Annotated in this window: 22 protein-coding genes; 13 read left to right on the plus strand and 9 right to left on the minus strand. The window is 37.9% G+C overall.

What is annotated here, in order from left to right; genetic code table 11:
• The first annotated feature begins 128 nt into the window (after window positions 1-128).
• The 6 genes from F886_RS14140 to F886_RS20585 all read left to right on the plus strand — a co-directional run bounded on the left by F886_RS14140 (window position 129) and on the right by F886_RS20585 (window position 6,685).
• Window positions 129-1,640, plus strand: a complete 1,512-nt coding sequence (locus F886_RS14140) for an acetaldehyde dehydrogenase ExaC (protein ID WP_004791594.1) — start codon at window positions 129-131, stop codon at window positions 1,638-1,640.
• Between the two features lie 220 nt (window positions 1,641-1,860).
• Window positions 1,861-3,297: an ethanolamine permease gene (gene eat, locus F886_RS14145; RefSeq protein ID WP_005306575.1), complete on the plus strand. Its 1,437-nt coding sequence runs from the start codon at window positions 1,861-1,863 to the stop codon at window positions 3,295-3,297.
• 14 nt (window positions 3,298-3,311) lie between these two features.
• A complete protein-coding gene (locus F886_RS14150; protein ID WP_005306579.1) occupies window positions 3,312-4,697 on the plus strand; it encodes an ethanolamine ammonia-lyase subunit EutB in 1,386 nt (461 codons plus the stop codon).
• Window positions 4,698-4,707: 10 nt separating this feature from the next.
• A complete protein-coding gene (gene eutC, locus F886_RS14155) occupies window positions 4,708-5,523 on the plus strand; it encodes an ethanolamine ammonia-lyase subunit EutC (RefSeq protein WP_005306581.1) in 816 nt (271 codons plus the stop codon).
• A gap of 166 nt (window positions 5,524-5,689) precedes the next feature.
• Window positions 5,690-6,412 carry a glutamine amidotransferase gene (locus F886_RS14160; RefSeq protein WP_005306584.1) on the plus strand — a complete coding sequence of 241 codons (723 nt, stop codon included), beginning with the start codon at window positions 5,690-5,692 and terminating at the stop codon, window positions 6,410-6,412.
• Window positions 6,413-6,571: 159 nt separating this feature from the next.
• Window positions 6,572-6,685, plus strand: coding sequence for a hypothetical protein (locus F886_RS20585; RefSeq protein ID WP_081399129.1), 114 nt, complete (start codon window positions 6,572-6,574; stop codon window positions 6,683-6,685).
• A 118-nt stretch (window positions 6,686-6,803) separates the two neighbouring features.
• Here the strand turns inward: F886_RS20585 and F886_RS14165 are convergent, their stop codons facing one another.
• Window positions 6,804-8,531 (minus strand): glutamine--tRNA ligase/YqeY domain fusion protein, encoded by a 1,728-nt coding sequence (locus F886_RS14165; RefSeq protein ID WP_005306586.1) that lies wholly within the window; start codon window positions 8,529-8,531, stop codon window positions 6,804-6,806.
• 168 nt (window positions 8,532-8,699) lie between these two features.
• Between F886_RS14165 and F886_RS14170 the strand changes: the two genes are divergently transcribed.
• Both F886_RS14170 and F886_RS14175 read left to right on the plus strand, forming a co-directional pair.
• Window positions 8,700-9,209: a peptidylprolyl isomerase gene (locus tag F886_RS14170; RefSeq protein WP_004791583.1), complete on the plus strand. Its 510-nt coding sequence runs from the start codon at window positions 8,700-8,702 to the stop codon at window positions 9,207-9,209.
• Window positions 9,210-9,224: 15 nt separating this feature from the next.
• Window positions 9,225-9,944, plus strand: coding sequence for a UDP-2,3-diacylglucosamine diphosphatase (locus F886_RS14175; protein WP_005306590.1), 720 nt, complete (start codon window positions 9,225-9,227; stop codon window positions 9,942-9,944).
• A gap of 7 nt (window positions 9,945-9,951) precedes the next feature.
• On the opposite strand, the gene F886_RS14180 is transcribed toward F886_RS14175, so the two are convergent.
• Window positions 9,952-10,182, minus strand: coding sequence for a hypothetical protein (locus F886_RS14180; protein WP_005306593.1), 231 nt, complete (start codon window positions 10,180-10,182; stop codon window positions 9,952-9,954).
• A 139-nt stretch (window positions 10,183-10,321) separates the two neighbouring features.
• Between F886_RS14180 and nfsB the strand changes: the two genes are divergently transcribed.
• Window positions 10,322-10,975 (plus strand): oxygen-insensitive NAD(P)H nitroreductase, encoded by a 654-nt coding sequence (nfsB, locus tag F886_RS14185; RefSeq protein WP_005306596.1) that lies wholly within the window; start codon window positions 10,322-10,324, stop codon window positions 10,973-10,975.
• Window positions 10,976-11,010: 35 nt separating this feature from the next.
• Here the strand turns inward: nfsB and F886_RS14190 are convergent, their stop codons facing one another.
• The 5 genes from F886_RS14190 to tsaE all read right to left on the minus strand — a co-directional run bounded on the left by F886_RS14190 (window position 11,011) and on the right by tsaE (window position 15,995).
• Window positions 11,011-11,871 (minus strand): DMT family transporter, encoded by an 861-nt coding sequence (locus F886_RS14190; protein WP_005306598.1) that lies wholly within the window; start codon window positions 11,869-11,871, stop codon window positions 11,011-11,013.
• A 141-nt stretch (window positions 11,872-12,012) separates the two neighbouring features.
• Window positions 12,013-12,534, minus strand: coding sequence for an RNA chaperone Hfq (hfq, locus tag F886_RS14195; protein WP_005306601.1), 522 nt, complete (start codon window positions 12,532-12,534; stop codon window positions 12,013-12,015).
• A 94-nt stretch (window positions 12,535-12,628) separates the two neighbouring features.
• The gene (gene miaA, locus F886_RS14200; protein WP_005306604.1) at window positions 12,629-13,573 is read right to left on the minus strand and encodes a tRNA (adenosine(37)-N6)-dimethylallyltransferase MiaA; all 945 of its coding nucleotides are present in this window, start codon (window positions 13,571-13,573) and stop codon (window positions 12,629-12,631) included.
• A 6-nt stretch (window positions 13,574-13,579) separates the two neighbouring features.
• Window positions 13,580-15,529 carry a DNA mismatch repair endonuclease MutL gene (mutL, locus tag F886_RS14205; protein WP_005306607.1) on the minus strand — a complete coding sequence of 650 codons (1,950 nt, stop codon included), beginning with the start codon at window positions 15,527-15,529 and terminating at the stop codon, window positions 13,580-13,582.
• Window positions 15,522-15,995, minus strand: a complete 474-nt coding sequence (gene tsaE, locus F886_RS14210) for a tRNA (adenosine(37)-N6)-threonylcarbamoyltransferase complex ATPase subunit type 1 TsaE (protein ID WP_034591353.1) — start codon at window positions 15,993-15,995, stop codon at window positions 15,522-15,524. The genes mutL and tsaE overlap by 8 nt, the downstream gene beginning before the upstream one ends.
• 120 nt (window positions 15,996-16,115) lie before the next feature.
• Between tsaE and F886_RS14215 the strand changes: the two genes are divergently transcribed.
• From F886_RS14215 to F886_RS14225, 3 genes are all read left to right on the plus strand, one after another.
• Window positions 16,116-17,024, plus strand: a complete 909-nt coding sequence (locus tag F886_RS14215) for a pseudouridine synthase (protein ID WP_005306613.1) — start codon at window positions 16,116-16,118, stop codon at window positions 17,022-17,024.
• A gap of 111 nt (window positions 17,025-17,135) precedes the next feature.
• Window positions 17,136-17,444: a type II toxin-antitoxin system RelB/DinJ family antitoxin gene (locus F886_RS14220; RefSeq protein WP_005306616.1), complete on the plus strand. Its 309-nt coding sequence runs from the start codon at window positions 17,136-17,138 to the stop codon at window positions 17,442-17,444.
• Between the two features lie 98 nt (window positions 17,445-17,542).
• Window positions 17,543-17,986 carry a GNAT family N-acetyltransferase gene (locus tag F886_RS14225; RefSeq protein ID WP_002122286.1) on the plus strand — a complete coding sequence of 148 codons (444 nt, stop codon included), beginning with the start codon at window positions 17,543-17,545 and terminating at the stop codon, window positions 17,984-17,986.
• Here the strand turns inward: F886_RS14225 and F886_RS14230 are convergent.
• Entirely contained in the window at window positions 17,979-18,683 is a 705-nt protein-coding gene (locus tag F886_RS14230; RefSeq protein WP_005306619.1) for a pseudouridine synthase, read from the minus strand. The two genes, F886_RS14225 and F886_RS14230, sit on opposite strands and share 8 nt — an antisense overlap.
• A gap of 101 nt (window positions 18,684-18,784) precedes the next feature.
• Complete coding sequence (locus F886_RS14235; protein WP_005306622.1) at window positions 18,785-19,003, minus strand: hypothetical protein; 219 nt, start codon at window positions 19,001-19,003, stop codon at window positions 18,785-18,787.
• A 251-nt stretch (window positions 19,004-19,254) separates the two neighbouring features.
• Here F886_RS14235 and F886_RS14240 point away from each other — a divergent pair, with 251 nt between their 5' ends.
• Window positions 19,255-19,707 carry a DUF441 domain-containing protein gene (locus F886_RS14240; RefSeq protein WP_004791554.1) on the plus strand — a complete coding sequence of 151 codons (453 nt, stop codon included), beginning with the start codon at window positions 19,255-19,257 and terminating at the stop codon, window positions 19,705-19,707.
• The last annotated feature ends 1 nt before the right edge of the window (window position 19,708 follow it).

Here is a 19,708-nt window from a genome sequence, read left to right on the forward strand (position 1 = left end):
TATATCCACATTTCTATTCCAACCTTTCTCCAACCTTCTTCTTTATATCCTAATTATACAAAGTACGAAAGTACCTACTGACAGGGTTCTTGTTAGTCTTTAGTCCTAAAAAGCAAAGGAATATTTATATGCGCTATATCGATCCAAATCAACCAGGCTCAAAAGTTCAATTTAAATCACAATACGAAAATTTTATTGGCGGTGAATGGGTAGCACCTGTAAAGGGTGCGTATTTTGACAATGTATCTCCTGTTGACGGAAAAGCTTTTACACGTATTCCACGCTCTAGTGCCGAAGATATTGAACTCGCTCTAGATGCAGCGCACAAAGCGAAAGCAACATGGAATAAAGCATCACCAACAGTACGCTCGAATATCCTTTTAAAAATTGCTGATCGTTTAGAAGCAAATCTTGAAATGCTTGCTGTTGCAGAAACTTGGGATAACGGTAAAGCAGTGCGTGAAACTTTAGCAGCTGACCTTCCACTTGCGATTGACCATTTCCGTTATTTCGCTGGATGTATTCGTGCTCAAGAAGGTGGCATCTCTGAAATTGATGAAGATACCATTGCGTATCATTTCCACGAACCACTCGGTGTAGTTGGTCAAATCATTCCATGGAATTTCCCGATTTTGATGGCAGCATGGAAACTTGCACCTGCTTTAGCAGCTGGTAACTGCGTTGTGATTAAGCCAGCTGAGCAAACCCCAGTGGGTATTTTGTTGGTGGCTGAACTGATCCAAGACATTTTACCGCCGGGTGTCCTTAATATTGTCAATGGTTTCGGTTCAGAAGTCGGCCGTCCTTTAGCGACAAACCCACGTATTGCAAAAATCGCATTCACAGGTTCAACTCAAACTGGACAAATGGTGATGCAATATGCGACTGAAAATATTATTCCAGTTACCTTAGAACTTGGCGGTAAGTCACCAAACCTTTTCTTTGAAGATATCATGGATAAAGAAGATGACTTCTTAGAAAAAACGCTTGAAGGTTTCGCCATGTTTGCCTTAAACCAAGGTGAAGTATGTACTTGCCCTTCTCGCGCTTTAGTACAAGAAAGCATTGCTGATCAGTTCTTAGAAATGGCTGTCGAGCGTGTAAAACGTATTAAAACTGGTCATCCACTTGATACTGAAACGATGATTGGTGCTCAAGCATCTCTACAACAACAAGAGAAAATCTTACGTTGTATTAACACTGGTCGTGAAGAAGGTGCAGAACTCTTACTTGGTGGTAGCGGCCGTAAAGAAGTAGGCGATGGTTACTATGTCGATCCGACTATTTTTAAAGGTCACAATGGCATGCAAGTTTTCCAAGAAGAAATTTTTGGACCTGTACTTGCTGTAACAACGTTCAAAGACTTTGACGATGCAATTAAAATTGCCAATGACACCATGTATGGTTTAGGTGCAGGTGTATGGTCACGTTCAGCTCACATTTCTTATCGTGCTGGTCGTGCTATTGAAGCTGGCCGTGTTTGGACAAACTGCTACAACATCTACCCTGCACATGCTGCATTTGGCGGCTACAAGAAGTCTGGTATTGGCCGTGAAAACCATAAGATGATGCTAGATCATTATCAACAAACTAAAAACTTGTTGGTGAGTTATTCAACTAAACCAATGGGCTTCTTCTAAGTTTCGCACCAAGTTGATACCAAACTATCAACACTAGAAAGAAGTAAGATGACTAATTATATAAGAAGCCAGTAATTTAGATTGCTGGCTTCTTTATTTACGATTGTTAAGCTTGAATTTTTATTTTTTAAAATAAAAAAATTCCATCTACTCTCTAAAGTGCTTCATTTAGGCATTGCTTTTGCATTGATTCATACAAACCCACTCGCAGGAGTATTGTATGAATCAACCAGAAACAGCTTCCGTCATTTCTTCAAGCACAGAAGTCTCATCAGCAGAATATTTTGCTCAGCGTCAACTCAAACAAGGTACGGTTGGTTGGTTACTCCTGATTGGTTTAGGCGTAGCTTATGTGATATCGGGTGATTTTGCTGGCTGGAACTTTGGTATTGCTCAAGGTGGCTGGGGGGGTATGTTTATTGCCACTGCACTCGCTGCGCTTATGTACTTATGTCTATGTCTTTCTATGTCAGAAATGTCCACCATGATGCCGACAGCAGGTGGCGGTTATAGTTTTGCGCGTGCTGCCTTTGGTCCTTTTGGGGGCTATTTAACAGGAACAGCCATTTTAATTGAATATGCGATTGCTCCTGCGGCGATTGCCGTATTTATTGGTGGTTATTGCGAATCTCTATTTGGTATTAATGGCTGGATGATTTATCTCGCCTGCTACGCCATTTTTATGGGCATACATCTGAAAGGTGCTGGCGAAGCCTTAAAAATTATGTTCGCAATTACACTTGTCGCAGCTGTTGCTCTGGTTGTGTTTATTGTCGCAATGATTCCACATTTTAATACACAAAACCTGTTAGATATTCCTGTTGGCACAGCAGCTGGTGCAAGTCGTTTTCTACCTCATGGCTATTTAGGCATCTGGGCCGCAGTTCCCTTTGCAATCTGGTTTTTCCTTGCAGTTGAAGGTGTGCCATTAGCCGCCGAAGAAGCAAAAGATCCAGCGAAATCTCTCCCACGCGGTTTAATCGGTGCAATGCTCATCTTAACGGCGTTTGCCATGCTCATTTTATTCTTGGGTGCGGGCGCAGCAGGTGCAAGTACTTTACAAAACTCAGGTGCTCCCCTCGTCGATGCTCTGGTTAAAGTTTATGGCGCCAACACTTGGCTTGCGACTTTTGTTAACTTTGTTGGTTTAGCAGGTTTAATCGCGAGTTTCTTTTCAATTATCTATGCCTATTCCCGTCAAATTTTTGCACTCTCTCGTGCTGGTTACTTACCTACTTCACTCTCTTTAACCAATAAAAATAAAGCCCCTTATCTCGCAATTATTATTCCGGGCATTATTGGGTTCTTGCTTTCACTGACCAAAGAAGGTGATTCACTGATTTTAATCGCGGTTTTTGGTGCAACCATTTCTTATGTGTTGATTCTTTTATCCCACATCAAACTACGCCTATCTAAACCCGACATGCCTCGTCCTTATAAAACTCCTGGAGGAATCGTTACTTCAAGTATTGCCTTAGTTCTAGCAGTCGCTGCTGTAGTTGCAGGCTTTGTTGTTAATCCAAAAGTTTGGTTTATTGCTGCCGCTATTTATGTCGTATTTATTGCTTACTTTTTATTCTATAGCCGTTATCATTTAGTTAAAGGTACACCAGAAGAAGAGTTTGCAAATATTAAAGCCGCAGAACAAGAACTATAAAAAAGGATGCAACTATGAGTTATCGCAATATTGTCGCCAATCAACAGTATCACTTTGCTGACTTGAAGACCTTGATGGCAAAAGCAACGCCGTTACGTTCTGGCGATGAATTAGCAGGTGTAGCGGCCAGAGATGCAACCGAACATGTTGCGGCACAAATGACTTTGGCCGATGTACCACTTAAAACCTTTTTAAATGAGGTTCTAGTCGATTACGAAACTGATGAAATTACACGACTAATTATTGATGAACATGATCTGGCAGCCTTTGCCCCTATTTCACACTTTACAGTAGGTGATTTTCGAAATTGGTTACTTGGAGAAGAAGCCACTGCCCAAAACTTAAAAGCATTAGCATCAGGTTTAACTCCAGAAATGGTGGCTGCTGTCAGCAAAATTATGCGCAATCAAGATTTAATTTATATCGCCAGTAAATGTGAAGTAATCACCCAATTTCGCAACACGATTGGTTTAAAGGGTCATCTTTCTACCCGTTTACAACCCAATCATCCTACGGATGATGTGCTTGGTATTTCTGCCAGTATTTTAGATGGTTTGATGTATGGTAATGGGGATGCCGTGATTGGTATCAATCCAGCGACGGATAACCTACATAATTTGTCAGAGCTACTAAAACTACTTGACCATGTCATTCAGGAATATCAAATTCCAACACAATCTTGTGTACTTACCCATATCAGCTCAGGCATTCAACTGGCAGAAAAAAATGTGCCCATTGATTTAATGTTTCAATCAATCGCTGGCACCCAACTGGCTAATGAAGGTTTTGGAATTTCACTCGATTTACTACAAGAAGGATATGAAGCCACACTCGCACTTAAACGCGGAACCATTGGGCAAAATGTTATGTACTTTGAAACGGGTCAAGGCAGTGCCTTATCGAGCAATGCACATCACGGCGTTGATCAGCAAACATTAGAAACGCGTGCTTATGCAGTAGCTCGTAAATACAATCCGCTTTTAGTGAATACTGTCGTTGGCTTTATTGGTCCCGAATATCTTTTTAACGGTAAACAAATTATACGTGCAGGACTAGAAGACCACTTCTGCGGCAAGTTACTCGGAGTACCAATGGGCTGCGACATTTGCTATACCAACCATGCCGATGCTGACCAAAATGATATGGATGTTCTCCTTACTCTATTTGGTGCCGCGGGCATTAACTTCATTATGGGAATTCCGGGTTCAGATGATGTCATGCTCAACTATCAAACGACCTCGTTCCATGATGCCCTCTATTTAAGACAACTCCTCGGTTTAAAACCTGCTCCTGAGTTTTCAGCTTGGCTTGAACAGCAAGGTATTTTTAAACAGCAAAACTCTCAAATCTGTTGGGCAGACCATATGCCTGACCAATTCTCTCGTCTGCTCATGAACTAGGGAGAACGCAATGAAACTGAACCGTGATATTCAATATCCATCTTCTACCCATCAAGACCAGTGGGAAAAACTTAAACAGTTTACTGATGCCCGTATTGCTCTGGGCCGTGCGGGTTGTAGTATCCCAACACGAGCCTTACTTGAATTTCAGTTGTCGCATGCTCAAGCAAAAGATGCGGTTTATCAAGACATGGATGTTTCCTATTTATCTGAGCAATTAGCGCAAAGACAGCTGCAAAGTCTTCATGTCCAAAGTAATGCTCCTAATAAGGAAATCTATCTTAAACGTCCTGATTTAGGACGTCAGCTTTCAGATCAATCAAAAGATGTATTAATTAAAAAGTATGCAGAAGAGCCTCAGCAATACGATGTTTGTATTGTGGTCGGTGATGGACTCTCTGCAAGAGCGATTGAAGCGAATGCTATTCCATTCATTACTGCACTAAGTGAACAAGTTCAGCAAGAAAACTGGACTCTTGCACCCATTACACTGGCAACAGGCAGTCGGGTTGCTTTAGGTGATGAAGTTGCTGAGATCTTTAAGGCACCCATGCTAGTGATGCTCATCGGTGAGCGCCCTGGTTTAAGCTCTCCTGACAGTATGGGAATTTACTACACATGGAATGCATACTCAGGCTGTCTTGATGCCAAACGTAATTGTATTTCTAATGTCCGCTCTGCAGGCTTAAGTATTCCTGTTGCGGTACAACGTTTAATGACATTAATGAAAAAATCAAAACAGCTCGGCTTTTCAGGAGTTAATTTAAAAGATGAGCATCAACTTTCAGATATAGGTCTTGAGGGAACTCAAAAGCTATTATTTTAAACAGTAGAATATGTTTAGGGATTTATTCATAAATAGATAATCCTTTGCATAACAACATCATTTTAACGAAAAATATCAATTTTCAGGTATTGACGATTTATACAGATATTTTCTTCTTTATATTTATCGCTATACTCCACCTATTGATCTTCTATGAATCATTTGTATGAGCACAACAAACGCCTTCCCAAAAACTATTTATGCCATTCAGCATCTTGCTTTCGAAGACTTAGGTTCATTAGAAGATGTCTTTTATCAACTCGGATTTCGCGTCCGTTATTTTGAGGCAGGTGTTGATGATTTAACCCCTGCTTTTTCACATGAAGGTTTAACTATTATTTTAGGCGGTCCAATCGGAGTTTATGAAACTGACGATTATCCATTCTTAAAAGATGAAATCACTTTACTCAAACAACGTTTAGCAGCTGACAAGCCTACACTTGGTATTTGCCTAGGCGCACAGCTTATTGCTCATGCACTTGGTGCAAAAGTATATGCAGGACATCAAAAAGAAATTGGATGGGGTCCACTCAGCTTAAGCTTACGTGCTAATCAGGTTTTATCTGGTTTGCTTAACAATGTTCATGTTCTACATTGGCATGGCGACACTTTCGATCTTCCTGAAAATGCGGTGCTATTAGCAAGTTCCGATGTTTATACCAATCAGGCATTTGAAGTCGGTAATAATATTCTTGCCTTGCAGTTCCACATTGAAACGACTGAAGAACATTTTGAAAAATGGCTCATTGGTCATACATGTGAACTTCGCCATGCAAATATTTCAATTCCAAAACTTCGCGAAGAAAATCAGCAATATGCTCAAAACCTCGAACATGCTGCTTTTGATGTTATTCAAAAATTTCTTAAACGAATTGGATATAGTGGTTAATCTTTAATTCAATATATTAGTTAAAGTATATCCATAAAACTAAATGCTTATTTTTCACCCAAAGATGGATTATTAATCTGTCTTTGGGAACCTTTATAATTAATTTCCGTGTATTATTAATTTATTAACTTTGTAACATAAAATAAACGCTGATTTACTATGGAAATCCTGAAATTTCTTAAAAGCTTTAATACAGTGAATACTTATTTAACGCTAGCATCTATTCTTCTTATCATCATTGTTCTTTATTTCTACGTGGTTAATCCAGCTTAGCTTATTTGCAAAAGCACTATAAAGCATAATATATGTAAGAAAATAGATATAAAAAAAAGCCCAACTGAGTTGGGCTTTTTTTTATATCTGCTATTTGCTCAAAAATATTTTACGCGTCTTACTTTTTCTCAGGCTTAAAGCTATCTTTCAAATCGAGAATACGGTTAAACACTGGTTTTTCAGGTGAATGATCATGTTGATCAGCCACAAAATAACCTTCGCGTTCAAATTGGAAACGATCTTCTGGACTCGCTTGTGCCAAAGCAGGTTCAATTACAGCTTCTAACACTTGCAATGAATCTGGATTTAAGTTCGCCAAGAAGTCATCACCTGTTTCAGGATCTGCTTCTGTAAATAAACGATCATAAATACGTACTTCAGCAGGAATACCTTTTGTTGCAGATACCCAGTGAATTACGCCTTTCACTTTACGGCCTTCAGGGTTTTTACCCAAGGTTTCTGGGTCAATTGAACATTTAAGTTCAATGACTTCACCATTAGCATCCTTAATAACTTCATCACATTTAATGACATAAGCATGGCGTAAACGCACTTCACCGTCAGGAACTAAACGCTTGAAGCCTTTTGGTGGTACTTCTTCAAAGTCTTTACGGTCAATATAGATTTCCTTAGTTAAAGGAATTACACGGTCACCCATATCCACGTTTGGATGGCGAGCATGTGTAAGATCCATATCTTCTGGTAAATTAGTTAAAGTCACTTTTAGTGGACTTAAAACAGCCATTCCACGCGCAGCTGTATTTTCCAAAGATTGACGAATACAGAACTCAAGCATTGCAACATCTACAATACCATCAGTTTTAGACACACCTACACGTTTACAAAACTCACGTAAGCCTTCTGGTGTGAAACCGCGACGACGCATACCCACTACAGTCGGCATACGCGGGTCATCCCAACCATTCACATGGCCACCTTCCACTAATTTACGTAATTTACGTTTTGATGTAATGGTGTAGTCCACATTTAAGCGTGAAGATTCATACTGATGTGGAACCGCTGGAGATTTTACCTTTTCTACAATCCAGTCATAAAACGGACGGTGATCTTGGAACTCTAATGTACAAAGTGAATGAGTAATCCCCTCGATCGCATCAGACAATGGATGAGCATAGTCATACATTGGATAGATTTTCCATTTATCACCTGTTTGGTGATGTTCTGAATGCAATACACGATATAAAATTGGATCACGCATATGTACGTTTGGACTTGCCATATCAATTTTGGCACGTAAAACAGCTTCACCCTCTTTAAATTCACCACTACGCATTTTTTCAAAACGCGCAAGGTTCTCTTCAACAGATGCATCACGGTATGGGGAATTTTTACCCGGTTCAACAAAACTACCGCGGTTTAACTTAATTTCTTCTGGAGATTGTAAATCAACATAAGCATCGCCTTGCTCAATGAGTTGAACAGCCCATGCATATAATTGATCAAAATAACCCGATGCATAGCGTGGTTCACCGTTCCAGTTAAAACCAAGCCATTTCACATCATTAGCAATACCGTCAACATACTCTTGTTCTTCAGCATCAGGGTTTGTATCGTCAAAACGTAAATTACATAACCCATCAAATTCTTCAGCCACACCAAAGTTTAAGCAAATTGCTTTTACATGACCAATATGTAAATAGCCATTTGGTTCTGGTGGAAAACGCGTTACGATCTGCTTTGCACGCCCAGCAGCCAAGTCTTCAGTAATGACTTGGCGAACGAAATCTAAGCCAGCCTGTTGTTCTTGCTGCGCAGAATCGACAGAGGCATGAGTATTCGGTGTCGGGTTATTTGGCAGGCTCGAGACAACATCATTAGGCTTCATAGTGTATCAATCACTTCTTTGTAGATAAAATTTCGAAAAATTTAAACGCTATCTTCATTTTTCACAAAGATTTTAACGTTTTTTACTTGCCTTGTAGTTTACAGTTTGCTTATGCTTCTCTCAACCAAAAACCCATGGTCATAAGCCCATGTTTAGGAGATTAATGTAATGAGTTTTCCTCAAGTCGAATTAAACACCAATAAAGGTCGTATTGTTCTTGAACTGAATGCTGAAAAAGCACCTAAAACAGTAGCAAACTTTTTAGAATATGTACGTGACGGTTTTTATGACGGCGTTATTTTCCACCGCGTCATTGATGGTTTCATGATCCAAGGTGGCGGTATGGATGAAAACTTCAAAGAAAAAGCGACACGCGATTCAATTGAAAACGAAGCTGATAACGGTTTAAGCAACGACGAAGGTACGATTGCAATGGCGCGTACTCAAGCTCCTCACTCAGCGTCTGCTCAATTCTTCATCAATGTAAAAAATAACTCTTTCTTGAACCATACTTCTAAAACTGCTCAAGGTTGGGGTTATGCTGTATTTGGTAAAGTTGTTGAAGGTTTAGATGTTGTTGAAGCAATCAAAGGTGTTCGCACTGGCAACCGCGGTTATCACGCTGACGTTCCTTTAGAAAATGTAGTAATCGAATCTGCTAAAATTATTTCTGAATAATTTTAGGATAAAGCTGTGACTTATCTGTTTATCTCAGATTTACATTTGTCACCTGAACACCCTCGACTTGTTCGAGGGTTTTTAGACTTATTGGTGCATTACCAGCATAAAAATACTCAACTCTACATCTTAGGCGATTGGTTTAATGCCTGGATTGGAGATGACTATTCAGCACCATGGCTTGATGAAATTGTTGAGGCCTTAAAAGACTTTAATCAAAAAGGGAATCAGGTTTACTTTCAAGTCGGTAATCGTGATTTTGCGCTTAATCAGGTTTTTCTCAATAAATTTAATGGCGTCTTACTTCCTGACATTTATTCCCTCAATATCTCAGGACATCAATATCGTCTAGAACACGGCGATGCATTATGTACAGATGATATTTCTTATCAAAGATTTAAAAAGATTATTCGAAATCCGCTCTTAGTTGCTCTTTTACGCCGGACTCCTCTCAGTTTTCGCACTAAACTAGTGAATGGCTTTCGCAAAAGAAGCTCCGCTGATAAACAGCAAAAAAGCTATGAAATTATGGATGTAAATGAACAAGCTGTTATTTCTGCTTTAGAAGATGTAGATATACTGATTCATGGGCATACTCACCGCCCTTCAATTCATCAGGTACAAGCGAAACAACGAATTGTTCTTGGCGATTGGCGTGAAGATCAGGCTTATATTTTGGAAATTGATCCATCCTCAAATACGCAACAGCTCGAATTGATTGTCTGGAATTATTAACTAGTAATTAGTCATTTTTTATTTCAACTTTCAATTCTTTAATTTTTTTATTTAAATCAGAATCGTAAATCACACACATGCTGGCAATAAATATAAATCTCCAGCTTATATGTGCATGATCGTGATAATCAATGTATAAAATAAGAAGACTCAATACAAATATAAGAATGATAAAGGCTTTAACAATTCTAATTTCTCGCAGCTTACTCTTTGCATCTGTTGGCAGTAAATCAATCATTTTCAATAAATTACTAAACTTTTATATAAACATTATATTTCTTTATCAAATTACATAGGAAATGTTTTTGAATAAAATAGCGTATGATGGCAAAGATTAAATTCTCTCAATTGCCATAAGATTGATATGGAGCACACCTATGGACCTATTGAATTCTGTTAAAAGTCGCTATACAACAAAAGCGTATGATTCTGAAAAGAAAATTCCTCAAGAAAAATTTAATAAATTATTAGAAATTTTACGTTTTACCCCTTCTTCAGTAAATATTCAGCCTTGGCATTTCGTAGTTGCAGATAATCAAGCAGCTAAAGAACGAATTGCGAAAGCCTTAACAGGTAAATATGCCTACAACGCTCCAAAAGTACTCGAGTCATCACACACACTTATATTTTGCACAAGAACAGATATTTCAACTGAATACTTAAATCAATTGCTTGAACAAGATGATTTGAGCGGTCGTTTTAAAGATGAAAAAGCAAAGCTCGGCCAAAAAGATACTCGCCATGGCTATGTTGAATTCTATCGAAATGAGCAAAAAAATTTATTTGGGTGGATGGAAAATCAAACATTTATTGCTTTAGGGCAACTACTTTTTGCTGCGGGTTTAGAAGGAATTGATGCAACACCAATGGGCGGCTTTGATGAAGATATTTTAAATACTGAGCTTGGGTTAACTGAAAAGGGCCTTCGTAGTTCAGTCATTGTTTCTCTAGGTTATCGCAGTGAAAATGATTTCAATGCCAAACTTCCTAAATCGCGTCTACCAGATGAAGTTATTTTTACCTATTTATAAAATGAAAATAGTTCAAGAGATTCAACTCTCTTGAACTATAAACTCATTGCCCTAGCTAAGCAAAGTACGCCACTGATCCCCAATAAAATACCCAAAGTGGTAGGCCATTTTAATTTTTCTTTATATAAAATAACGCCACTTGCAATTCCTAATAACACAACGAGTATATTCATACTTGCAAAAACAATTGCAGGTGAATCCTTTAAAAAGATATGAGCCTTCACATATAAAGCAATATTTGAAAAATTAAGCACACCTAATACTAATCCAGCTATAGCACTTTTAAGCTGCCATTTTTGGGTTTTCTGCACCAATAAATATGAAATTGATAATATAAAAGATGTAATAAAAATAAGATTCAACGTGAGTGTAAATTGAAGACCTAAACTACTCGTATATTTTAAGAGAATGTCTACCGCGGCATATCCACACCAAACACTTAATAGAGCAACAATTGCTTTTCGAGATTGATGATTCGAAGAAGTATTCATTTGTCCAAATAAGACGAGTAAGACTGCAAAAACTCCTAGACCTATTCCCCACAGCTTTAATGCATTAAATTGCTCATTAAAAATGAAATAAGCTGCGAGTAAAGAAAGTACCACGGAAAGTCGTTGTGCAACCTCAGTTTTAACAATTCCTGCATATTCTAATGATTTAGCTAAACATAGAAAAATACTGGGCAAAATCACTCCTAATGCAACAATTAACCACCAAGGCGTCTTTTGTATTGAAATATGTTGAATATCTGGCTGAAACCACCAAAAGCAAAGAAAACTCGCACTCGCATAATTCCATGCAATCATTTGTAGCGGCTGGTAACCTTTTTTCTTTAAGTTTTTTAATAGGATGGACACCAAAACACTGCTTAAAGCAGCAGCTAATATTAATAGCATCGATTAAAACTCTATTTATTTAGATATATCAGCCATAATGATCAGATTACGACTACTGTTGAATTAAATATTCTAAATTAATTTATAAATAAACATAAAAAAAGCCAGTCATTATCTGACTGGCTTCTTTTTAGATTTCAATTAACGATTATTTTCGTCTTCTTGACCATCTTCAAATTTAGTATCGTTGTCAAAACCACCTTGATGACCACCGAAACCGCCTTGACCACCGAAACCGCCTTGACCGCCGAAGCCACCTTGACCGCCGAAGCCGCCGCCTTGACCACCGAAGCCGCCTTGACCGCCGAAGCCGCCTTGACTACCACCAAAGCCACCGCCTTGACCGCCACCAAAGCCACCGCCTTGACCGCCACCAAAGCCACCAGTAGGTTGACCACCGAAGCCGCCTTGTGCGCCACCTTGTGCTGGGAAGCCAGTACCTTGCGCGCCTGCTGGGCGTGGGTTACGTGCTGGAACAACAGTTGAAATAGCGTGTTTGTAAACCATTTGACTTACTGTATTTTTTAATAAAACAACATATTGGTCAAAAGATTCAATATGACCCTGTAATTTAATACCGTTCACAAGGAAAATAGAAACAGGGATACGTTCTTTACGGAGAGAATTTAAGAACGGATCTTGTAAAGTTTGACCTTTAGACATTTTTAACTCCAAAAAAAAATTTTTAAATCAGCGCAAAAAAACTATCTTTATTTTTCAACTAAAAATTATAAAAAGACAGTGTGCAAATTTTGCTTTATCCATAAGAGTTTCGCAAGTCTTCTTTCGCCTGCTTTATCGTCAAGTAAGTTTTAAAATCGTGTATTTCTTGCAAAGAACGTAACCACGTATATTGACGTTTGGCAAGTTGTCGTGTTGCAAATAAAGCTTTATCCTCCATTTCACGTTTACTTTTGAGACTTAAGTCACTTTTTAATAGAAATTCTAGTGCTTGTCGATAACCCACTGAACGCATTGAGGGTAAATTTTCATCTAAATCGTATTTTTCAATTAGAGCTTCAACTTCACTCAAAAAACCGATATCCCACATTTTGCTTAATCTTTGCTCAATGCGTTGATGTAATTCTACCCGATCTGGAAGTAAAGCATAATTATGAAATATGTATCGATATGGTACGTTTTTTGGTTGTTCTGCCTGCAATTTAGTAATTGGTTCGCCCGTAATCTTATAAACTTCTAATGCTCGAATAATCCTTTGCTTATCAGTCACATTAAATTTTATAGCGGCAGCAGGATCTACAGAAACCAACTCATCATAAACGGCCTGCCACCCTTCATTTAAACCTTTTTCTTCAATTGCTGCACGGACATTTGCATCCGCACTCGGTAAATTACCAGACAACCCTTCTAATAATGCCTTAAAGTACAACATAGTGCCTCCTACCAAAATAGGAGTCTTACCGCGTGAATGCATATCATCAATTAACTTACATGCATCTTCAACAAACTGAGCAGCTGAATAAACTTCAAGAGGCGTAATAATATCAATCAGATGATGAGGATAGAGCGCTTGCTCTTCACGCGTTGGTTTAGCCGTACCAATATCCATATCTTTATAGACGAGTGCAGAATCAACAGAAATTAGCTCAAAATTTCCCCGCTCGTATAATTCACATGCCAAAGCGGTTTTCCCGCTCGCAGTTGGTCCCATTAAATTGATGACGGGCAATTGATTTGACATGTAAAACTACTCTCCTCGAGCAAATAATTTATCTAATTGAGATAATGGAAATGCACGCCAAGTTGGCCGCCCATGGTTACATTGGCTCGCAAATTCAGTTTGTTCCATTTGACGAAGTAAAGCATTCATTTCTGAAAGGCTGAGTTGTCGATGTGCACGCACTGCACCATGGCATGCCATTCCTGCTAATAACTCGTCTCTTTTTTGAAGTAACCCTTGGGCTTCATCATTTGGATCTAAATCATTTAAAAGCTCTGGAATAAGATTTTCAAAATCAGCTTTTTGTAATATGGCAGGCACACCACGAACAATAACTTGCTCATCGCCATATAAATCAATTTCCAAACCTAAGCGCTCAAGTTGAGGTTTTAATTCCTCTACCCTAACGGCCTGCATACGGCTAATAGAAATGACTTTAGGTATAAGTAACTGCTGAGATGTCCAAAATTCAGGTTTATCCCAAGCATTTTTCATTTGTTGTAATAAAATACGCTCATGTGCCGCATGCATATCAACAATAATAAGCCCTTCGGTATTCTGCGCTAGAATATAAATTCCATGAAGTTGAGCAATTGCGATACCTAAAGGAAATTCATCAACTTTAGTTACTGGTTCAATATTTTCATTTACTGAAAAAGTAGCAGGTTGATCACGTAGAGGTGCCAAGTATGTCTTTAACGCATTATTTAATTGAGCAGAACCATTATATTTTGGTGTTTGATCTGCATAGTGAACAGCTTGCGGACGACTAGCATTAAAATCGGTTAATAACTCTGTTGGTGCGTGCTGAGTCTGTGGCTCACTATCTGCATTTAAAGTTTCATTTGCTCTGTGCAATGAAAATTGTTCTTGATATTTAGGCTGCGGCTGTACTGAGTAATCTGATTGTTCATCTACTTTCATCGCTTGAGCTAAATCAGCACTCGCTGTCTGAAATTGCGATAGAGTTTCTTTTGCATAATGCCTTACAAACTCATGCACTTCTCTTTGATTTAAAAAGCGAATTTCATGTTTTGTAGGATGAACATTGACATCAATATTTTCAGGATCGACTTCTAAGAAAAGTAGATAAGATGAATGTTGATGACCATGTAAAATACCGTCATATGCCATGCGTAACGCATGCGAAATTGTTTTATCTTTGACAATACGGCCATTTACATAGACATATTGCATATCAGCCTGCGCACGTGCATCAGAAGGATGGCCAAGCCAACCCGATAAACGCATGCTAATACTTTCAGCATCCATCCAATATGCATTTTGTACGAATTGCGAACCTAATAATTGCTGTACCCGCTGAAAACGCAGCTCGCCGCTATCCGCTATAGGTAAATTAATTCTAATATTATCATTATGCTCAAGCACAAAACGTATATCGAAATGTGTTAGAGCTAGACGGCGAACAATCTCTTCAATATGGCCAAATTCAGTGGTTGGTTTTTTTAGGAATTTACGGCGTGCAGGGACATTAAAAAATAAGTCCTGAACACGTATATGGGTTCCCTTTTGAGCAGCAACAGCTTGTACTTCTTGATGATCAAATGCTGTACCGTTTACTTCAACCTGATGGCCAATACCACTTTCATCTTGGCTACTGGTCAATGTCAATCTTGAAACAGCGGCAATCGAAGCAAGTGCCTCCCCGCGAAATCCTAGACTTACAATAGCGTGTAAATCTTCTGCCGTTTTAATTTTACTTGTGGCATGGCGCATAACCGCTAGTGCTAAATCTTCAGAATGAATACCATGCCCATTATCAATAATTTCTATTAGGGTCGAACCACCTTGAGCAATCCGCACAATCAGCTCAGTTGCACCGGCATCGATAGAGTTTTCTAATAATTCTTTAACAACAGATGAAGGACGCTCAATCACCTCACCAGCAGCAATCTGGTTGGCTAACGCTGCGTCTAATGTATGGATACGACGTTGTGTTAGCTTTTCATCAGTCATGAAGCTGTTCCTGCAAAGTCTGATACAAATGTTCTGTAGGTAAAGTTAGGGTTACTAAACGGCTCAACTCATCATCTGACTTTTGAATATCAATAATGATATCTGCCTCTGGAATTTCATCGCCACCTTTTGATGGCCATTCAAATAAAAATAATGCGTCTGCGATATCTAAATAATCACGGATTCCCATTAATTCAAGTTCGTACGGATCATTCAAACGATATAAGTCAAAATGAAAAATTTCTTTATCATTAATTTTATATGGCTCAACGAGTGTATAAGTTGGACTTTTAACAGAGCCTTTGTGGCCCAAAGCCTGTAAGAAATAGCGCGTAAGTGTGGTTTTACCCGCACCTAGATCCCCAATTAAATAAATTATACCCGACTGAACATGCTGCGCCAAAGCTTGAGCTAAACGCTCAGTATCTTCTTCATGATTTAAGACCAATTTCAATGAATACGACATAGCACACATAACATGATTCGAAATAATCGATATGATAACATTGCCCTGCCTTAAAAGCCTACTTAAGCCCTAGAAGTTGGCTTTTTTTATATCAATTTTCTTACATATTTACATTTTTTTATGTCTAGTCCGAACGATTTTTTGCCACCTATGGTTGATGGTGTAAGCGCAAGCCAAGTCTATCTTCCTGCACAAACAAATACTCAAACTATTTATGAGTATCTATGCCAACATTTCCAACATATTAAAGTGCAAGAGTGGCAACAACGATTTCAAGATGGACTTATTTATGGGGCAAATGGACAAAAACTAACATTAGACAGTCCATACCAAAGTAATACCCATATTTTTTATTATCGCTTTCTTGCATATGAACCACATGTTCCATTTGAACATCGGATTTTATTTGAGAATGATGATTTACTGGTGGTCGATAAACCCCATTTTTTAACAATTAGCCCGACTGGACAATATGTTCAAGAGACACTTTTAGTCCGTCTTAAAAAACAAACAGGCAATGAATTTTTAACCCCTATTCATCGTCTAGATCGTGAAACTGCTGGTGTTGTTCTATTTTGCAAACGGGTTGAGTCGCGTGGTATTTACCAACAATTATTTGCAGAGCGCCAAGTCAATAAAATTTATCACGCTGTTGCACCTTATAAAAAAGATTTAAATTTTCCTCAAACATTACATTTGCATTTAGATAAAGGTCATCCTTTTTACACCATGCGGGTTATAGAAAATGCAAAAACAAATACCGAGACCTATATTGAACTCATCGAACATAACCAGATTTGGGCAAAATATCGCTTAACACCGACAACGGGCAAACAGCACCAACTTCGCGTGCATCTTAATTACTTAGAAATTCCGATTAAAAATGATCCATTTTATCCAGTAGTTCAACACAAGGCTGAAGATGATTTCTCGGAACCATTACAGCTACTCGCTAAGCACATTTCATTTATAGATCCCCTCACAAAAGAGGGAATGTCTTTTAATTCTGAGTTTGAATTGACATTGTAATGTAACCGTAATGACAAAAAGATTATTTTTTATGCCAAAAAGCATTGAAATTACATTGCGATGGTTTAAAATAAATTCCTAAAAATTAAAAATCATTTGGTTTTGTTATTCATGCGAAAAACAGAAGTTTATCAGGTTCGACTTGACTCCCAAGAAAAAAAGCAGGCTTTTGCTGTTTTTAAACAACTGGGAATTACCCCTGCCCAAGCAGTACGACTTTTTTTTAAACAGGTCGTATTAACTAAATCTATTCCTTTTGCTATCGAAAATCAGAATATTAATATGGAACAATTATTAAAGCTGAGAAAAGCAAAAGCATCTTCATTGAACCAAAATCCATCAAATTTAGCTGAAGATGATGACCATGAAGATTTATTTGAAGAACTTAATGCACTTCTTGGTGAAAGCGACAAAACTTAACACTGTTGCATTTATAAACAAGTTTTAACGTCAAAAAGCTGTTTTTTTCGTTATGCTCTCTTTGTAAAAACATAATGATAAGTTACAAGGAGTGCCAAATGATCGTTAGACGAGCGACTTTTGAAGATTTAGAGCAACTCGCCGTTTTATTTGATGAATACCGCCAATTTTATGGGGCCTCTTCTAATTTTAATGAATCACTTCACTTCCTTAAACAACGTTTTGAGAATAGAGAAAGTGTGTTTTTCATTCATATTAAAGACGATAAAATCACGGGTTTTATTTTACTCTATTTAGGTTTTTCTTCAGTTGCTTGTTCAACTTACTATATTTTAGATGATGTATATGTTACGCCCGTTTTCCGCCGTCAAGGTTCTGCTAAACAGCTAATCGATACAGCAATCTTATTTGCAAAACAAGAAAATGCTTTGCGGATTAGTTTGGAAACTCAAAGTAACAACCATGAATCTCATCGTTTATATGAACAAATGGGATTTATTCGAGATAGCGAGTTCCAAACCTTCCATTGTTTTCTCAAATGATATTTTGAGCGCGTTGTTTTTGTTGTTCAGATAAATAAACCCACTCACCATCTTCAAGTTCAGGTAAAACCAATTGCCCTACTTGATGGCGATGTAATGCTTCTACCTTATTTCCTACAGCTGCAATCATTCTTTTTACTTGATGATAAACACCTTGATGAATCGTCATGGTTAATTGATGCGTTTCTAATATCTCCACATCTGTTGCAGCAAAAACACCTTTTTCTTGATGCAAACTCACACCTTGGCTCAGCATTTCAATTTGCTCAGGTGTAACTGGATCTACAGTCGTAACATGATAAACCTTGGGCACATGTTTACGAGGATGAGTTAAAGCTTGAAGATATTTACCGTCATCAGTAAGTAAAAGTAAGCCCGTCGTATCTTGATCTAAACGACCAATAGCCTGCACACCACGTTGAATCATAATTTCTGGTAAAAGGCTAAATACGCTTTGATGATGATGGGGCTGGTGTGAACACTCAAAACCTTTTGGTTTTTTTAGAGCAAGGTAAACTTTTTCTCGATATTGATAAGTTTCCCCAAAAAGAGAAAACTCTAAATTTTCTGGAGAGAATTGCTTTTTGAGATCATCTGCAACCTCTCCATCAATACTTACAGATCCGTTTTTTATTAACTGCTGACAATATTTACGTGAACCAAACCCTTGTGATTGTAAAATTTTTTCCAGCAGCATGAAGTTTTCTCATTAGAACTAAGCTGTTATTTTAACGTAGTTTCCACTTTTTACTAAACGCTACGAGCAGCTCTTTACATTTACTTCATGTAACTCGCACACTATTCTTCGACTACTCGATAAATATTTTCATTCTGTTCACTTTCAAATAATAATTCGGTAGTAGGCAGAATAATTTCATTATCAACAATAATATGTTCAATACGTTGGCTTAGCTTTAACGTTTCATTCTCATGTTCAACTAAATTTTTCTTTAGTTGCGCTTTTGCATCATGAATCTGGTCAAACTGATCTTTGATTTTGATATCTATAATGTCCATAAATCTATCCTGTACTCATGAGTAATGACTATTTTTATATCACAATTTTTAAAAACTAAAATTTTTAACTTGTTAATTTATATAACATTGTTTCCAAGCGTAACCAAAAATTAAAACTCTTTAGGATTGAGAGATATACAATCATTTATTCTTAAAAATAAGATTTAAAATCGGCTATATCTTTTAAAGCGTTCACATTACGAGTCTTAAATATTATACAATTCCATTTATTTACTTCCTCCGCACTCCCCATGCTTGCCCAATTTGATGTTAATTTAGTTGTTCTACTCGTTCTGTTGATCTGCGGCTTATTAAGTCAAAATGCAGCTGTAACGATTGCAGCTGGTGTGCTCATTGTCGTTAAAATTACGCCATTAAATGAGTTTTTCCCCTATATTCAAGCTCACGGTCTTAATTTAGGAATTCTTATTTTAACGATTGGTGTACTTACTCCAATTGCCAGTGGGAAGCTCAGTGGGGAGAGTATTTTAAAGTCCTTTGTTAGTTTTAAATCACTTTTGGCTATTGCAATTGGCTTATTAGTCGCTTGGTTGGGTGGTCGTGGAGTAAAACTAATGTCAAGCCAACCCGATGTGGTTGCAGGTTTACTGATTGGTACGGTTGCTGGTGTTGCTTTACTCCGTGGTGTACCAGTCGGTCCCCTAATTGCGGCAGGCTTACTCTCTTTATTCATTGGCAAATAAG

Source organism: Acinetobacter sp. NIPH 542, assembly GCF_000369825.1.
GTDB lineage: Bacteria > Pseudomonadota > Gammaproteobacteria > Pseudomonadales > Moraxellaceae > Acinetobacter > Acinetobacter oleivorans.